Source organism: Helicobacter turcicus (genome assembly GCF_019711685.1).
GTDB classification, from domain to species: Bacteria; Campylobacterota; Campylobacteria; order Campylobacterales; family Helicobacteraceae; genus Helicobacter_D; species Helicobacter_D turcicus.
This window is the reverse complement of record NZ_JAIGYQ010000003.1, coordinates 151504-166518: the sequence shown is the minus strand read 5'-3', so window position 1 is coordinate 166518 and position 15015 is coordinate 151504. Positions and strand designations below refer to the sequence as shown.

16 protein-coding genes are annotated in these 15015 nt (G+C 36.3%); 6 read left to right on the top strand and 10 right to left on the bottom strand.

The window, feature by feature from the left end; all coding sequences use genetic code 11:
* Window positions 1–198: 198 nt before the first annotated feature.
* The 3 genes from K4G57_RS03515 to K4G57_RS03505 are packed head-to-tail and all read right to left on the bottom strand — an operon-like array spanning window position 199 to window position 3826.
* Window positions 199–747: a UbiX family flavin prenyltransferase gene (locus K4G57_RS03515; protein WP_221531794.1), complete on the bottom strand. Its 549-nt coding sequence runs from the start codon at window positions 745–747 to the stop codon at window positions 199–201.
* A complete protein-coding gene (locus tag K4G57_RS03510; protein ID WP_221531793.1) occupies window positions 744–1655 on the bottom strand; it encodes a flagella basal body P-ring formation protein FlgA in 912 nt (303 codons plus the stop codon). Before K4G57_RS03510 ends, K4G57_RS03515 begins: the two co-directional genes overlap by 4 nt.
* Window positions 1643–3826 (bottom strand): heavy metal translocating P-type ATPase, encoded by a 2184-nt coding sequence (locus tag K4G57_RS03505; RefSeq protein ID WP_221531792.1) that lies wholly within the window; start codon window positions 3824–3826, stop codon window positions 1643–1645. Before K4G57_RS03505 ends, K4G57_RS03510 begins: the two co-directional genes overlap by 13 nt.
* Before the next feature lie 102 nt (window positions 3827–3928).
* On the opposite strand from K4G57_RS03505, the gene K4G57_RS03500 reads away from it, so the two are divergent.
* The 6 genes from K4G57_RS03500 (at window position 3929) to K4G57_RS03475 (ending at window position 10168) form a co-directional block, all read left to right on the top strand.
* Window positions 3929–4957, top strand: a complete 1029-nt coding sequence (locus K4G57_RS03500; RefSeq protein ID WP_221531791.1) for a ribonucleotide-diphosphate reductase subunit beta — start codon at window positions 3929–3931, stop codon at window positions 4955–4957.
* The gene (locus tag K4G57_RS03495; protein ID WP_221531809.1) at window positions 4947–5672 is read left to right on the top strand and encodes a carbon-nitrogen hydrolase family protein; all 726 of its coding nucleotides are present in this window, start codon (window positions 4947–4949) and stop codon (window positions 5670–5672) included. The genes K4G57_RS03500 and K4G57_RS03495 overlap by 11 nt, the downstream gene beginning before the upstream one ends.
* A 4-nt stretch (window positions 5673–5676) precedes the next feature.
* Window positions 5677–6312 carry a protein-L-isoaspartate(D-aspartate) O-methyltransferase gene (locus tag K4G57_RS03490; protein WP_221531790.1) on the top strand — a complete coding sequence of 212 codons (636 nt, stop codon included), beginning with the start codon at window positions 5677–5679 and terminating at the stop codon, window positions 6310–6312.
* Between the two features lie 285 nt (window positions 6313–6597).
* Complete coding sequence (locus K4G57_RS03485; protein WP_221531789.1) at window positions 6598–7422, top strand: phosphatidate cytidylyltransferase; 825 nt, start codon at window positions 6598–6600, stop codon at window positions 7420–7422.
* Window positions 7403–8566 carry a 1-deoxy-D-xylulose-5-phosphate reductoisomerase gene (locus tag K4G57_RS03480; protein WP_221531788.1) on the top strand — a complete coding sequence of 388 codons (1164 nt, stop codon included), beginning with the start codon at window positions 7403–7405 and terminating at the stop codon, window positions 8564–8566. Before K4G57_RS03485 ends, K4G57_RS03480 begins: the two co-directional genes overlap by 20 nt.
* Before the next feature lie 180 nt (window positions 8567–8746).
* Window positions 8747–10168 (top strand): Do family serine endopeptidase, encoded by a 1422-nt coding sequence (locus K4G57_RS03475; RefSeq protein WP_221531787.1) that lies wholly within the window; start codon window positions 8747–8749, stop codon window positions 10166–10168.
* A gap of 10 nt (window positions 10169–10178) precedes the next feature.
* On the opposite strand, the gene bcp is transcribed toward K4G57_RS03475, so the two are convergent.
* From bcp to K4G57_RS03440, 7 genes are read right to left on the bottom strand one after another with little or no spacing between them, the layout of a single operon-like run.
* Window positions 10179–10649, bottom strand: a complete 471-nt coding sequence (gene bcp, locus K4G57_RS03470; RefSeq protein WP_221531786.1) for a thioredoxin-dependent thiol peroxidase — start codon at window positions 10647–10649, stop codon at window positions 10179–10181.
* Window positions 10633–10980 (bottom strand): dihydroneopterin aldolase, encoded by a 348-nt coding sequence (locus K4G57_RS03465; RefSeq protein ID WP_221531785.1) that lies wholly within the window; start codon window positions 10978–10980, stop codon window positions 10633–10635. Before K4G57_RS03465 ends, bcp begins: the two co-directional genes overlap by 17 nt.
* A gap of 9 nt (window positions 10981–10989) precedes the next feature.
* Window positions 10990–11559 (bottom strand): hypothetical protein, encoded by a 570-nt coding sequence (locus K4G57_RS03460; RefSeq protein ID WP_221531784.1) that lies wholly within the window; start codon window positions 11557–11559, stop codon window positions 10990–10992.
* Between the two features lie 2 nt (window positions 11560–11561).
* Window positions 11562–12386: an MlaD family protein gene (locus K4G57_RS03455; RefSeq protein WP_221531783.1), complete on the bottom strand. Its 825-nt coding sequence runs from the start codon at window positions 12384–12386 to the stop codon at window positions 11562–11564.
* An 8-nt stretch (window positions 12387–12394) separates the two neighbouring features.
* Window positions 12395–13141 carry an ABC transporter ATP-binding protein gene (locus K4G57_RS03450; protein WP_221531782.1) on the bottom strand — a complete coding sequence of 249 codons (747 nt, stop codon included), beginning with the start codon at window positions 13139–13141 and terminating at the stop codon, window positions 12395–12397.
* A 1-nt stretch (window position 13142) separates the two neighbouring features.
* Window positions 13143–14270 carry an MlaE family ABC transporter permease gene (locus K4G57_RS03445; RefSeq protein ID WP_221531781.1) on the bottom strand — a complete coding sequence of 376 codons (1128 nt, stop codon included), beginning with the start codon at window positions 14268–14270 and terminating at the stop codon, window positions 13143–13145.
* Between the two features lie 2 nt (window positions 14271–14272).
* The gene (locus tag K4G57_RS03440; protein WP_221531780.1) at window positions 14273–15007 is read right to left on the bottom strand and encodes a thioredoxin domain-containing protein; all 735 of its coding nucleotides are present in this window, start codon (window positions 15005–15007) and stop codon (window positions 14273–14275) included.
* Window positions 15008–15015: the final 8 nt, after the last annotated feature.

Sequence of the window (15015 nt, the reverse complement as noted above, 5' to 3'; positions counted from 1 at the left end):
AGCCTTTAAAAAGAAACAAAAAGCGTTAAACGCAAATGCTAATTTAAGGGATTTAAAATTTAGTGCAAAAAAGGAAGTGGAATTATATCTAGATAAGCTTAAGGGTAGATTAAATAGGGGGGTGTTAAGATTCTGTGTTTAGAAAGGTTGGAGAGACTTAAATCTTCATACTTTCTTTTTCCAAGTTGAGACCGCTTGCTATCTCCAACGCTTGTAATCATAGGCAATACCTAAACTATCACACCATTTTCCCACTAATAATGTCTCAACTTCCTCAATACTTCTTCCTGCATAATATCCAAAAATAGGCGGTGCTATCACCACGCCTAAACGAGAGAGTTTTAGCATATTCTCTAATGCAATTACACTAAAAGGCATCTCTCTAACACCTAGAAGCAATTTACGATTCTCTTTTATCATCACGTTTGCCGCACGCAATAATAATGTATCGCTAATTCCACACGCAATTTTTGCTAAACTATCACAAGAGCATGGGATTACAGCCATTGCTTCGCAGATAAAAGAACCACTTGCAATGCACGCACCTAAATCCTCATCTTCTAGCAATTTTAGATTCCGTAATTCTCCAAAATCAAACTCTACTCGCTCCTCTTCAAGTTTTAAAACTTCCCTAGCTCCTTTTGAAATCACGCAATATTTCTCCAATGCATCGGGTAAGGATCTCAAAAACTTCAGTCCAAGTCCAGCTCCACTTGCACCACTAATCCCTACAATAATGCGCCTCATAGCAATTTTCCTTTGCCCTCTTCTATGATTTCCACTTTGTAAGTCTTTTTTCCATCAATCACACGCGCTTTTATGACATCGCCAACCGCTGCGTCCTTTTGCGCTTCTAGAACAAATTCTAACAACACACCATTTTCCACCACGCTAACTAGAATCCTATCTCCCTTTTTCACAGCACGTTTTGGAATAAGTCTATCCCTAGTAATAATCACATCCTTTGGCGTATAAGAGCGCACCGCGACTTTACCCATTTCTTGTTCTTGCATTAACGGACTGCTCACATGCTCAAATGGAATCCAAACCACGCGCGCGTTCTTGTAACTCACCCCCACACGCCCACTAATTGGCTCACTACTTTGGATTGCCTGCAATTTCGCATCAATAACATATTTAAAATACACTTTGCGATTCCGTATTTGTTTTCCTTTCTGTTCCCCTACCACAACATCAAAACTCCCAGTATTACGTTTTAATAACTTTGAATGAAAATCAATAGATTTAATCGCATCTTCTTTGAAATTCACCGACGTAATCTGCTCTAAATGGATTGCATCAATTTGGATATTATTCTTTTTATATTCTCTCAAAAACTCCGATAAAATGTGATTTTTAATTCCATTTTGCTCCCCATTAAATGCACGTTTAAAGGTAATAATCGGCACTTCAGCACCCACTGGAATACCTTCGCTTTCAAAATACCTAATGATTTGACTACTTTTAACTTGATAGTTATTAGAGCTATTTGGAATCCTAAAAAGAAAAAAATTCTTTGGAAGTTCAGGAAATAAATCCTTTGCATACACTTCTTCATTTTTAAAGCGGTATTCTTTTTGCAACACAAAATAATCTAGCCCAAATACAATATTTGTGTACATAACAGACAATAAAAAAAGAATTATTTTTCGCATTTTTCCAATCTTATTTTTGAGATTCTAAGTGCATTTCCCACCACACTTAACGAACTTAGCGCCATAGCAGCCCCAGCAAATGCAGGTTGCATTACAATTCCTAGCCAAGGATACAGCACTCCAGCAGCAATAGGAATTAGCACGATATTATACACATATGCAAAAAACAGATTCTCTTTAATGTTGTGCAAAGTTGCGCTTGAGAGGTCAAAAACTTCCACAATACCCCATAAATTATTTTTTAAAAGCAACACATCACCAACTTCTTGCGCTAATTGCGTTGCCTCAATAAAGGAAATCCCAAAACTCGCTTCTTTAAGCGCTAGTGCATCATTAATTCCATCACCCACAAAGCACACATTGCCTTTTTTAGCAAGCTCCGCCACAATTTCTGCCTTTTGAAGCGGAGAAATGGAAGCAAAAAACTCTGTGATTCCAAGTTCTTTTGCCACTTTTTCCACACTTTGTGTATTATCTCCACTTAAAATAATTGGCACAATTCCACGTTTTTTAAGTGCATTAATCGTTGCTCTTGCGCTCTCCTTAATAGAATCCTGTAAATAAAACAATGCCAAAATTTCACTTTCACTTGCAAGAGCAATTGCGTTCTCTCCTTTTTTAATGCTAACTTTTGTGCAAGACTCTACCCACTCTAGCTGCCCAAAATAATACTTCTCGCCATTAATCTCACCCTTAACACCCTTTGCAATCTCATATTCCCTAGCATTTAGCGGAAGTGTTACAGAATCCTTCGCAAATTCCAAAATTGCCTTTGCAATAGGGTGAGGATTGTTTTGTTGTAGTGTTTTTGCCACAGATTTTACAAACTCCTCTCCCTTTTGCGTTAAAACCTTGCATTCTTTTACAGCAATTTCTCCCTTTGTAAGCGTGCCAGTCTTGTCAAATACAATGGTTTTTATTTCTTGTGCTTTTTCATAAATATTTGGTGTTTTTATCAAAATCTCCAAACTCTTAGCACGTACACTCGCACATACAATCGCCAAAGGCGTGGCAAGCCCAAGTGCGCAAGGACATGAGATTACAAGCACACTTGCTGCAATAGAAAGCGCAAATGCTAAATCCTTCCCTAAAACTAGCCAAATAGCAAAGGCTAAAACACTAATTAACACTACACTAGGCACAAAAACACTTGCGATTTTATCTGCAAGTCTGCCAATTGGAGGCTTTTGACTTTGTGAGAGTTCTAGCAAATCTAGCATTTCATAGACAAAAAATGCATTAGCGTCCTTATTTGCTCTAATTTCAAGTTCTCCATTAAGCACCAAACTTCCACCCACCACTTCAGCACCACATTCTATAACCTTTGGCAACTCTTCACCATTGATATGTGCGCTACTCACTTCCGCCTTACCACTAAGCACTACCCCATCAAGTGGAATCTTTTCTCCACTTAGCACTAAGCACACATCACCTTTTTTGATTGCATCTATGGCAATCCACCTTATGTTTTCTTGTGTGGCACTTTGTAAATTCAATTTTGTTGCAGAATCTGTTTTGGATTCTAACTCAACCAACCTTGCTTGCGTAGGCAAAATAGACGCTAACATTGCCACACCATCACTTGCCTTTTTTTTCGCACTAGATTTTAAATACTCCCCTACAAGGACAAAGCAAATCACAGCACTACTTCCTTCAAAATAAAATCCACTCTCTCCTAATGCAAATAAATATACAGAATACACATATGCAACGCTTGTCCCAAGCGCAATTAGCACATTCATATCCGCAGATTTTGTTTTTAAAAAACTTTTTGCACCCTTATAAAAAGGATAACCACAATAAAACTGCACTACACTTGCTAAAAGAAGCTGTAAAACACCACTCCACACACTATGGAATCCACCCATATGCAAGACAAAAATCCCTAAAAATAGAGGAATTGCAACCAACAAGCGCTGTTTTAAGTTTTTAATATACGCTATTTCTTCTGCTTTAGAATCATCAAAACTTGCAGGAAATCCATAAGAAGTAATTAAATCTATAATCTCTTCAGCAGAAATTTTTGTGCCATCAAAGGCGATTTTTGCGCGCCCACTAATAGCATTTATTTTAATATTTGTGATAGCTGGAATCTTTTGTAAATTCTTTTCAATACTCGCAGAACACGCACTACAATGCATTCCACTAATGTTTAATTTCACTTTATCCATGTTTTATTCCTAAAAGTCATATTTAATCAATTTTAAACTATAAAGTCCTATAATCCCATTCTCAAAATTTTAACAATATATTTTATTTTTTTGCAAGGCGCAATGATGATTAATCGTAAAAAAATTTACAATCCAAGCTCTCAAGAAAGCGTTAATGAACGACGTATTTTTGGGGGAAATCCTACAAGTATTTTTGAACTAAATAAAATCAAATACCAATGGGCTTATAATCTTTGGAAAGTAATGCTTGCAAACTCTTGGTTTCCTGAAGAAGTTAATATGACACAAGATAAACGCGATTATTCTGATGGCTTAACGCCAGAGGAAAAAATCGGCTATGATAGAGCATTAGCCCAACTTATCTTTATGGACTCCTTGCAAACAAATAACTTAATTGATAATGTTAATCCCTATGTTACAAGCCCAGAAATTAACTTAATTTTAGTGCGCCAAGCCTTTGAAGAAGCACTACATTCCCAAAGTTATGCAGTAATGGTGGAATCTATTTCTGCAAATACTGATGAAATCTATGAAATGTGGCGCACAGATATTCAGTTAAGAAACAAAAATGACTACATTGCTAATGTTTATGAGGAACTTGCTGTAAATCCCACAGAATCCACACTTCTAAAGGCAATGTTTGCCAATCAAATCTTAGAGGGGATTTATTTTTACAGCGGATTTGCATTTTTTTACACATTAGCTAGAAGTGGAAAAATGCTAGGAAGCGCACAAATGATTCGCTTTATCCAACGTGATGAAGTTACCCATTTGTTATTATTCCAAAATCTAATTAACTCACTAAAAAAAGAAATGCCACATCTTTTTACCAAGGATTTAATTGATGAAGTTATAGAAATGTTTAGAGAAGCAGTGCGCGTAGAATCTGCGTGGGGGGATTACATCACGCAAGGACGAATTTTAGGTCTTACGAGTGAAATCATTCATGAATATATCTGCTACCTTGCAGACAATCGTTTAACACGCGTGGGCTTACCAGCACTTTATAATGCAAGGCACCCAATAAAATGGGTGGATGCTTTTAGTTCATTTAACGAGCAAAAAACCAATTTTTTTGAAGGAAATGTTACAAATTACGCAAAAGGGAGTATTAATTTTGATGATTTCTAAGCAACTTTATTCTTTACAAGTTAAAACAAAGCAAAATTTTGAGGAGAATTTAGAACATTTACGCAATCTCATTATTGAATGTGAGGGGGATTCTATCATTCTAGCACCAGAAGTGTGTTTAACAAACTTTTGTTACCAAAAAATGGACGAAGCAAGTGCGTTTGCAAAAGAAGCAACAAAAACACTGCTCACGTTATCAAGCGACCGCACCATTATTACTACGATGATTGAAAAATACCGCAATGGATTTTATAATAATTTAAAAGTCTTCCACAAAGGAGAATTGCTACACAAGCAAAGCAAACACAAGCTTTTTCCACTTGGCAATGAGCATTTGCACTTCCAAAGTGGAGATATTGCCGAAATTTCACATTTTAAAATTGATGATTTAGTCTGTGGAGCACTAAACTGCTTTGAGTTGCGCTTTATTGAGCTTTGGGAAAGAGTTAAAGGTTGCGATTTAATCTTTGTTCCTGCGCAATGGGGAAAAGAACGTAAAGACAACTTTGAAACACTTACAAAAGCCCTAGCCATCACCACACAAAGCTTTGTGTTAGCAAGTAGCGGGGCAAATGACACTTGCGCTAAAGGAAGCGGAATCATTACGCCCTTTGGAGTAGCAATAACAGATGATAGCAAAGAAATCATAGGCGCAAAAGCTGATTTTAATGCTATCACACAGGTGCGAAAATACATCAATATTGGATTAAGTTAAGGATATGCAAGCGCTAAAAACTGCAAATTTGGTGCTTGAAATTTCTAAGCACTTTCCGATTAGCCCACTTACTGAAAAGGCATTTTTAAGTATTAATCGTGAGATCTTTGTTCCTAATGGCTTTAAACATCTTGCATACGCTCTTGATGCGCTTCCTATGGGGGCAAGTCAATGGATTAGCTCACCTCTAACGGTGGCTAAAATGACCGAATATTTACAATGTGAAGGTGTTGATTCTGTGCTAGAAATCGGTTGTGGCAGTGGCTACCAAGCTGCAATTTTAAGTAAAATTGTTCGTCGCGTATTTAGCATTGAGCGCATTGAAAAGCTTTGGCTTGAAGCAAGGGAACGCATCAAAGTTTGCAATATTTATAATATTAACACCAAGCTTGATGATGGACAAAATGGCTGGGCGACCTTTGCTCCTTATGATAGAATCCTATTCTCAGCTTCTACTACAGAAATTCCAAAAAGCCTTATAGAACAGCTAAATGAGGGTGGAATCCTAGTTGCTCCAATGCTTGTAAATAATGCACAAATCATTATGCGTTTTAGAAAACAAAATGGAATCCTAACCCAAAAAGAGGAGCTAGAACACTGCGTGTTTGTGCCTGTTGTTAGTGGGCTAGAGCGCAATTAGGCTAGGCATTAGGCTCTTCAAGTTAAAGTGGCTTTGATTTCTGCTAAGGGGTTAAAAAGAGAAATGCATAGAAAACTCTACTTCTTGCAAAATTTTTTCTTGCAAAATATTGCTTAAGTAAAAGGTCATAGCAAGATAAAGAACTATGTTATAAAATGTCATTAAACTCTTAACCATTTGATTTAATTTGGATTCTGTATTTTACAATCTTAAGTTTTCTTAAAAACAAGCACTTTAAAAGCAATTCTTAGCTATAATCAAATACAAGTCAATTTTAGGAAAAGTATGCTAGATAATATCAAAGTTTTAGAGCCTAGTCGCATTTACACAGCCCTTGTGATGCTTATTGCTGTTATTTTAATCGTGATTTTTCACAGCCCATTTTTACTATGGAGTGTGCTTGGAATCGCATTTTTAATCGGATTTTATGAAGCTTACAAGCTTTACAACACAACCCCTAGCAAAGATAAAGCAAGTTTTAACACGCCTAATTTTGCATTTTGGACTCTAGCAATTCTAACTTGGGCGAGTGTCTATATCTATGAGTCCTCTATTGGCGCATTCGTCGCCCTCGTGATTTTGGGTTCATATCAAAGCTACACTAAACGTGGCAGACTAGAACAAATGATGCCTTTTATCTACCCTACGATTCCTTTTATTTTTCTCTATCTATTATATCTTGAATACTCCATAAATGCCGTGATTTGGCTACTTTTCACTATTGGATTAACCGATAGTTTTGCCTATGTTGGAGGAAAAATGATTGGCGGAAAACTCTTTACAAATAGCGCATTTTGCCCAACTTCTCCAAATAAAACCAAAGAAGGTGTGCTTGTTGGTATCAGTGTAGCAACAATTGTTGGCACACTTATTGGACTCGGTGTTTGTGGCTTTTTTAGTGCATTTTTTTTAACTCTTCTTACAAGTTTCACAAGTGTATTTGGAGATTTGTATGAAAGCTTTTTAAAGCGTCAAGCAGGCGTAAAAGACAGCGGAAAGCTATTCCCAGGACATGGAGGAATCCTAGACCGCTTAGATGGATATTTTTTTGGTGTTATCGTTCTTTACGCACTTTTAGGATTTATTAGATATGATTATCTTAGGTTCTAGCGGTTCTATTGGTGTCAATGCTCTTGCAATTGCAGCACGTTATAAACTTCCAATAGAAGTGTTAGGAGTGGGCAAAAATATTGCGCTACTTAATGCACAAATTTTGCAATTTCGCCCAAAAGCTGTAATTATCGCGGATTCAAATGATAAAAGCCTTATCACGTCAGAATTTAAGGGCAAAATCTACACTGGAAATATCGGAATCTTACAAGCCATTATAGAATCACAATCCAAACTTGTAATTAATGCACTTGTAGGATTTATCGGTTTAGAACCGACTTTGTGTGCAATAAATTGTGGTAAAAAAGTGGCACTTGCCAATAAAGAAAGTCTCGTTGTAGGTGGAGATTGCATAGACATGGAATACATTATCCCCATTGATAGTGAGCATTTTAGTCTAAGTTATTTGCTAAATTTCAACAAATCTCCTCGCCCTTTTAGGAATCTCTACATTACAGCAAGTGGCGGTGCATTCCGTGATACCCCTCTTGAAACAATCCCGCAACAAAGCGCAACAAATGCACTAAAGCACCCAAACTGGAAAATGGGCAAGAAAATCACCATAGATTCTGCGACAATGGTCAATAAACTCTTTGAAATCTTAGAAGCTTACTGGCTTTTTGGCTCTAAAAATATTGATGCTTTTATTGAGCGTAACTCTCATATACATGGGCTTGTAGAGTTTTTAGATGGGAGTGTTGTTGCGCACCTTGCGCATACAAATATGCAGCTACCTATTGCTTATGCTATTTGCTTTGGATTAGGTTTGCAAGAGCAGTTTTTAAGAGATTTTGGAGAATGCAAACAAAAATCCAAAAAGAATTCCATAAAGACTTGCGATTCTATTATTGAGCGCCTAAATTTTCAAAATATTAACTACAAGCTCCAAAACATTGACCCCAAGCGCTATCCGCTATGGAATCTAAAAAACACATTGTTAGAGAACCCAAAATTAGGGCTAGTGCTAAATGCTTCCAACGAAGTAGCAGTAGAAGCATTTTTACAAGACTCCATTGTTTTTGGTAGAATTTCTGAAATAATCCAAAGTGCATTAGAGGCTTTTAAAAATCCTAATTTTAATGATATGGATAGCATCAGAACTTTAGATTTAGAAGTGAGAGAATACGCAAGAAAACTTTTGTAAGGACTCCCTTTAGATTCTGTATTTTTGATTCTAACTACAAAAATTCCGCTTGCAAAACTTCCACTCTAAAATCTAAATTTCATTTTAAAAAAATTCCAATTCCTTCATAATTGCATTTTTATTATTTATTGATTTACAATTTTTTGAAATAATACGCACAAAATTTTAAGGAGTATTTTTATGAAAATAAAAAATTTACTACTTGTTGGCGCGCTAGTTGTCAGCAATGTGTTTGCTTTTGAAGTAAGTGAATTACCAAATGTAACAATTCGTGAAACTCCAGATGTTTCACAGACTAAAATTTATTCTTTTTATAACTCCATTAAGGAAGCAAAAAATGCAGTTGTGAATATTTCTACACAAAAAAAAGTTAGGGCACCAAATCTTCAAAATCATCCAATTTTTAGCGATCCTTTCTTTCGGCAGTTTTTTGGGGACTCCTTTGGGGCGATAATTCCAAAAGATAGAGTGGAGAGAAGTTTAGGAAGCGGCGTAATCATCTCCAAAGATGGCTATATTGTAACAAACAATCATGTTATTGACGGAGCAGACAAAATTCTTGTCGCACTTCCAGAATCCAACAAGGAATATGAAGCAAAGGTTATTGGAAAAGATGCTAAAAGTGATTTAGCAATTATTAAAATTAATGCAAGAGACTTACCATTTTTAAAATTTGCCTCTAGCAATGATTTACAAGTGGGTGATGTCGTTTTTGCGATTGGAAACCCTTTTGGTGTTGGGGAGAGCGTTACACAAGGTATCATCTCTGCGCTTAATAAAAGTGGGATTGGAATTAATGATTATGAAAACTTTATCCAAACAGATGCTTCCATAAATCCCGGAAATAGCGGTGGTGCGCTTATAGATAGCCGTGGAGGGCTTATTGGTATTAATACAGCTATTCTCTCACGCACAGGAGGAAATCACGGAATCGGATTTGCAATTCCCTCTGAAATGGTAAAAAAAATCGCTAAAGCACTTATTGAAGATGGTGTGATTGAACGCGGATATTTAGGTGTTAGCATTCAAGATGTTAGTGAGGATTTAAAAGATACCTATAAGAATCAAAAGGGTGCAGTGGTGATTTCTATTGAAGAAAATTCTCCTGCACAAAAAGGAGGATTACGGATTTGGGATTTAATCACTAAAGTCAATGGAATCTCGGTAAAAAACGCAGCTGAGCTAAAAAATATCATTGGCACACTCAATCCAAATTCCAAAGTTACATTAAATATTATACGTGATAAGAGTGAGGAAATATTAACTCTAACACTTACAAAGGCTAAGGATAAAGCAAACCAAAAAGTAAGCGATAGCACAAAAAGTGGAATACCCGGTCTTGAGGTAACTCCTCTTAGTCAAAATGTTAAAAATCAATTTGGGATTCCAAATAGCGTCGAAGGAGTGCTTGTAAGCAAAGTTCAACAAGGCTCAAGAGCTGATGAGCTAGGCTTTAACATGGGAGATATTATCACGCAAATTGAGAGCTATCGCATCACAAATCTTAAAGAATTTAACCAAGCCATGCAACGTTACAAGGGACAAACAAAACGTATGCTCATAAATCGTGGTGGTAGAATCTTTAGTGTTGTGGCAAAATAAGGGGTTAATTTTACGCCCCTAATTCTTTTAGTTTTTCTTTAATGGCTTCAATATGCCCTTTTACCCTAACATTTCTCCAAAAAAACGCAATTTTACCTTTTGGGTCAATAATAAAAGTTGAGCGAATCACTCCCTTATATTCCTTACCATAGAGTTTTTTTATTCCCCAAGCACCATAACTTTTAAGCACATTTTTCTCACTATCACTTAGAAGTGTGAAATTTAGTGACTCTTTCTCAATAAAACTTTGGTGCATCTTCACGCTATCTGGACTAACGCCTAAAATCACAGCATTTAGCGCACTTAAAGATTCCATAGAATCCCTAAAATCACATGCTTGCGTCGTGCAACCGGGTGTTTTATCCTTTGGATAAAAATACAACACCACATAGCTTCCGCGAAAATCTTGCAATGCAATTTCTACATTATCTTGATTTGGAAGGCTAAAAAGTGGGGCTTCTTGATTAATCTGTAAGTCCATCGTTACTCCTCTTATAATGACTTGTGATTGCAACTTTACAATCACTAAAAATTTCAAGCTTTGTGATTTTAATCCAAAACTCCTTGATTTGTGGAAAATCCTTTGGAATCGTTCCTAAAAAATAATCATGCGCCTCCTCTAGCAATCCAAATTCTTTTGCAAAAGCATTTGCAATGTGATCCTTTAACAAACGATAATCCAAATACTCCACCTTTTTTTCAACAACAAATTCCGCATCAATACAGATTTTTTGCATTTTTTCTCTCTCAAAAGGCAAGATTCCAATAATGCATTCTAACTCTAACTCTTCTAAGGCGATACGATACTCCACTTTCTCCCCCTAGAATTTTCTAAAGACTTCCAAAAATGCCGTATTTAAAGCACGTTCAAAACCTTCAATAATCTTAATAAATCCTCCGCTCTCAACCAACTCTTCTTTCACCACAAATGCACTACCTTTTTTAGATTCTACTAAAAGACGCACAAACACACTCTCTCTTTGTGTATCAAAATAACAATCTAATACATTAATTTTCAAATGCTCTGTGCTTGTATCGTTACAGATTCCATAATTTATAGCAATTTTTTGCGCAAGAGAGTCAAGCATGACAGAAAATGGCTCAATCCATGCATTTTTTGAAAAATAAGCAATACTATTAGTATTGTTTTTATACGCAATTTTTTTACTAGCAATTTTTTGCGCAACGTTAATTTCCCACGAAATTGTGCGCATTTTCAAATTTTTATTAGAATCCATTGATTGCATATTTCTTGCTTTAGTTTGGAATCCGCTTTTATCCCCTAGTGCTTCTAATTCATAGTATTGCATTTGTGGCACTTTTCCAAAACATCCACTAAAAATAATTGTAAGCCCCAAAATCCACGCACCATATCTCAAAGTCCTAAGCATTTTTACTCCCTTGGTCCTAAAATCTCCTGTTGTTTTTCAAATAAAAATCCACTAGGTGAGCTAGAAAAAGCTTCCACAGCACTTTGTGCGCTTTGCAAAACCCCATCTAAATGTATAGAATTTTGTTCTAATTGATACAAGAGCGGTGTTAAGATAGAGCGCAGATTATAATCCCCACGTTGCAAGGAAGCATTAAAAAACGCACTGCTTTTTTGAATTTCTTTCATTGTCTCTTTAGTGCTAGCAAGCACACTATTAAAACCATTTAGTGCCACTTTAAACTCTGTTGAAGCATGCATAATATTCTCTAGTGAAATCTCCACATTTTTTAGATTTTTCTCACTTAAAAGCGTATTTAGATTATCCAAACCCACTCCAAGCCTATCAAAAACAACTCCTGTTTTACTCCCAATCTTTTCAATCCAATTTTCCTCAAATCCTATCACCGCCTTACTATCCTTACCAAAAGGCTCTCCATTACCTTGCGCAAGTGCAATATAATTCCCTCCCGTTAAGCCTTGCGCTTCCACAATGGCACGCGTTCCTTGTCGCAAGGTAATCTCTTTTTTCACCCAAAGGACAATCTCTACTCTACCTTGATCTTTGCTTAAACCATAGCTTTTAACAAAGCCCACTGGAAGCCCTAAATAGCGCACTGGAGTTTCTATGCGAATCCCTTTGGGTAATTCTTTGTTATACAAATAATATTCTTCATAAGCCCCTAAATTTCTATCATACTTCCCCATCCAAAATACAAATCCAGCCAACGCCACTAACGAAGCTACTAGAAATACACCAAGCAAAGCATAATTTAATCGCGCCTCCATAAAACCTCCTATATCTGCTCCAAAAATACATCTAAGGATTCTACTTGTGTCTTTAAGTTTGCTAAACTTCCCTCAAAAAACACTTTCTTATCCTTTAGTATAATCATTCTATCTACCACACCCTTTACAGATTCCATGTCATGCGTAACCATTACCACACTAATACCTAACAAACCCCTAAGTTGTGTGATTAATGTATCAAAATGCCTAGCACTACTAGGATCTAATCCGCTTGTTGGCTCATCTAGAAACAAAATTTTTGGGCTAAGTGCTAATGCACGCGCAAGCCCAACGCGCTTAACCATTCCACCACTTAGCTCATTGGGATATAAGTTTGCCACTTCCTTTTTTAAACCCACACGCATTAACCACATAAAAGCAAGTTCTTGTATATTCTTTTGACTAAAATGCGTGTATTCCCTAAGAGGTAGCATAATATTTTCCAACACGTTAAGCGAGCTAAATAGCGCACCAAATTGGAATAAAACACCCAAATTTAGCTTCATCTCCAAAGCAGCTTCGGGGCTTAAACTCCATATATTTTTGCCCAAAATCCGCACTTCTCCATGTGTTGGAGCTTTTAGAAAAATCATTGTATTTAAGAGCGTGCTTTTACCACTTCCACTACCTCCAAGTAGCGCAAAAATTTCCCCTTTATAAATCCTAAAAGAGATATTATCTTGGATAATACGTTCTTTATAGCTTGTAGTAAGATTGCGCACCTCCACGACAGATTCTGTAATTTTAGACTCCATATTACCAGCCTATTTGCGTGAATAACACCGAACATAAAGCATCAAAAGCAATCACCAAAAAAATAGACTCCACGACACTTTTTGTTGTATGCACACCAATACTGCGTGTATCTTTTTGCGTGGCAAATCCATGATAACAGCCAATTAACCCAATAATTATCCCAAAAAACGGAGCTTTTATCATTCCAACCCAAAAATGGTATATCTCCACATTCTGCAAAAAAGATTCAATAAAATACTCGCTACTAATCCCTAGTTGTAATTGCGAGACTAGCATTCCTCCAAGTAATCCAAACATATCAGCAATAAACACAACTAAAGGTAAGGCAAACAACAAGGCAAAAATGCGCGGAAAGATTAAAAAAGTCACTGGATTAAATCCCATAACACGCATAGCATCAATCTCTTGTGTAGCACGCATCATTCCAATCTCTGCACTAAATGCCGAAGCACTACGTCCTGCAATGATGATTGCCACAATAATTGGTGCCATTTCACGCAAAGTTAGCATAGCACTCATCTCAACAATCAGCGCACTCGCCCCAAATTGCTGCAACTGCAAACTACCTTGATAAGCAATTACGATTCCAATCAAAAAACACGCAAGGGAGATAATTGGCACAGCTTTTATTACTGCTTCTTGAATCTGAAAAAACAACGCCCTAATGCGAAAATCTCTAGGGTTTAGCACACTACAATAAAATAGATAAACAATCTCTCCTAAAAAGCTAAGCGAAATCACAATGCGATTCCCCCACGCTTTCAATATCTCCAAAGTATCTTTATGGACTTGAATCACATTTATTCTAAATTCCTTTTTATCAAACGTAGTTTTACTCTGTAAAATAGAAAAAATTTCAGCACTTTTAGGGTAATTTAGCAATGTATTTTCCAAGATACAATGCGTATTTAAGGCTTCAAGCCAATTTAATAACACCGCTCCGCCACAAAAATCCAAATCAAAGCTGGAATCTTTTTGGATTCTAAGATTCTGTGTTTTAGAGGTTTTAGAAAGAGTGTTAAGCAAGGATTCTAGTGTATTTAACGTAGATTTTGGCACACTTCTATCCCATATACCAAAAAGCGTAATAATCCTATGTGCTGGCTCAAACTCGACTCTAGCTAGCATGACTAATCAAGTTCAAAAATAAATGGCACACCATTAATTAAACCATTACCAAAGATTTTCTCTGCTGTGAATTTCACTTGCGTAATGTCTGTTTTTTTCTCTTTTTCACTAAGTTTAATATCACTATAATATTTGCGTAAAATCGCAATCTTTTTAGCATTATCCTTTGCTTTTGCACACGCATTTAAAATCAACTGCGCCTTAATAAAAGCATTTTCATCATGGACAGGGGCAAAAATTAGTTTAATATTTGTATCTTTAAGTTGGGATTCCACACTCTCCATATGCTTTCTACAATACGGACAATCTGGGTCGGTTACAACAATCTTTGTAGGTAGATTTTCCCCCTCACCTCTAAGCGTTACAAAATCACTCTCTTTAAAACCAGAAAAAAGCTTCTTAAGCTCCTTTGCGTCAGCTTTCATCTTTGCTTCACCAGCCCTATTAATCTCTTCCATAATCATTTTAGAATCATCTTTGCTAAAATTCATAACACTACTAAGCCCAATAAAATGTTTTCCATCTTTACTCACAATCACAGGAAAAATATCACCGCTTGTTGTGCGCCCAATTACAAAATACTCACCATTAAAACTTTTAAGTTGCTTTTTAACTTGAATTTCCACATCAATATTTGCAAGTTCTTTAATGCTCTTTTTGAAATTTGTCTCAAAATTTCCAAACGCAAAACTAAAGAGTCCTGCCACACACAATAATCTTAATGCAATTTTTTTCATCACTCTTT

Coding starts and splice junctions, on each gene's coding strand:
- K4G57_RS03515 (WP_221531794.1), bottom strand. CDS start 747: ATGAGGCGCATTATTGTAGGGATTAGTGGTGCAAGTGGAGCTGGACTT.
- K4G57_RS03510 (WP_221531793.1), bottom strand. CDS start 1,655: ATGCGAAAAATAATTCTTTTTTTATTGTCTGTTATGTACACAAATATT.
- K4G57_RS03505 (WP_221531792.1), bottom strand. CDS start 3,826: ATGGATAAAGTGAAATTAAACATTAGTGGAATGCATTGTAGTGCGTGT.
- K4G57_RS03500 (WP_221531791.1), top strand. CDS start 3,929: ATGATGATTAATCGTAAAAAAATTTACAATCCAAGCTCTCAAGAAAGC.
- K4G57_RS03495 (WP_221531809.1), top strand. CDS start 4,947: ATGATTTCTAAGCAACTTTATTCTTTACAAGTTAAAACAAAGCAAAAT.
- K4G57_RS03490 (WP_221531790.1), top strand. CDS start 5,677: ATGCAAGCGCTAAAAACTGCAAATTTGGTGCTTGAAATTTCTAAGCAC.
- K4G57_RS03485 (WP_221531789.1), top strand. CDS start 6,598: ATGCTAGATAATATCAAAGTTTTAGAGCCTAGTCGCATTTACACAGCC.
- K4G57_RS03480 (WP_221531788.1), top strand. CDS start 7,403: ATGATTATCTTAGGTTCTAGCGGTTCTATTGGTGTCAATGCTCTTGCA.
- K4G57_RS03475 (WP_221531787.1), top strand. CDS start 8,747: ATGAAAATAAAAAATTTACTACTTGTTGGCGCGCTAGTTGTCAGCAAT.
- bcp (WP_221531786.1), bottom strand. CDS start 10,649: ATGGACTTACAGATTAATCAAGAAGCCCCACTTTTTAGCCTTCCAAAT.
- K4G57_RS03460 (WP_221531784.1), bottom strand. CDS start 11,559: ATGCTTAGGACTTTGAGATATGGTGCGTGGATTTTGGGGCTTACAATT.
- K4G57_RS03455 (WP_221531783.1), bottom strand. CDS start 12,386: ATGGAGGCGCGATTAAATTATGCTTTGCTTGGTGTATTTCTAGTAGCT.
- K4G57_RS03450 (WP_221531782.1), bottom strand. CDS start 13,141: ATGGAGTCTAAAATTACAGAATCTGTCGTGGAGGTGCGCAATCTTACT.
- K4G57_RS03445 (WP_221531781.1), bottom strand. CDS start 14,270: ATGCTAGCTAGAGTCGAGTTTGAGCCAGCACATAGGATTATTACGCTT.
- K4G57_RS03440 (WP_221531780.1), bottom strand. CDS start 15,007: ATGAAAAAAATTGCATTAAGATTATTGTGTGTGGCAGGACTCTTTAGT.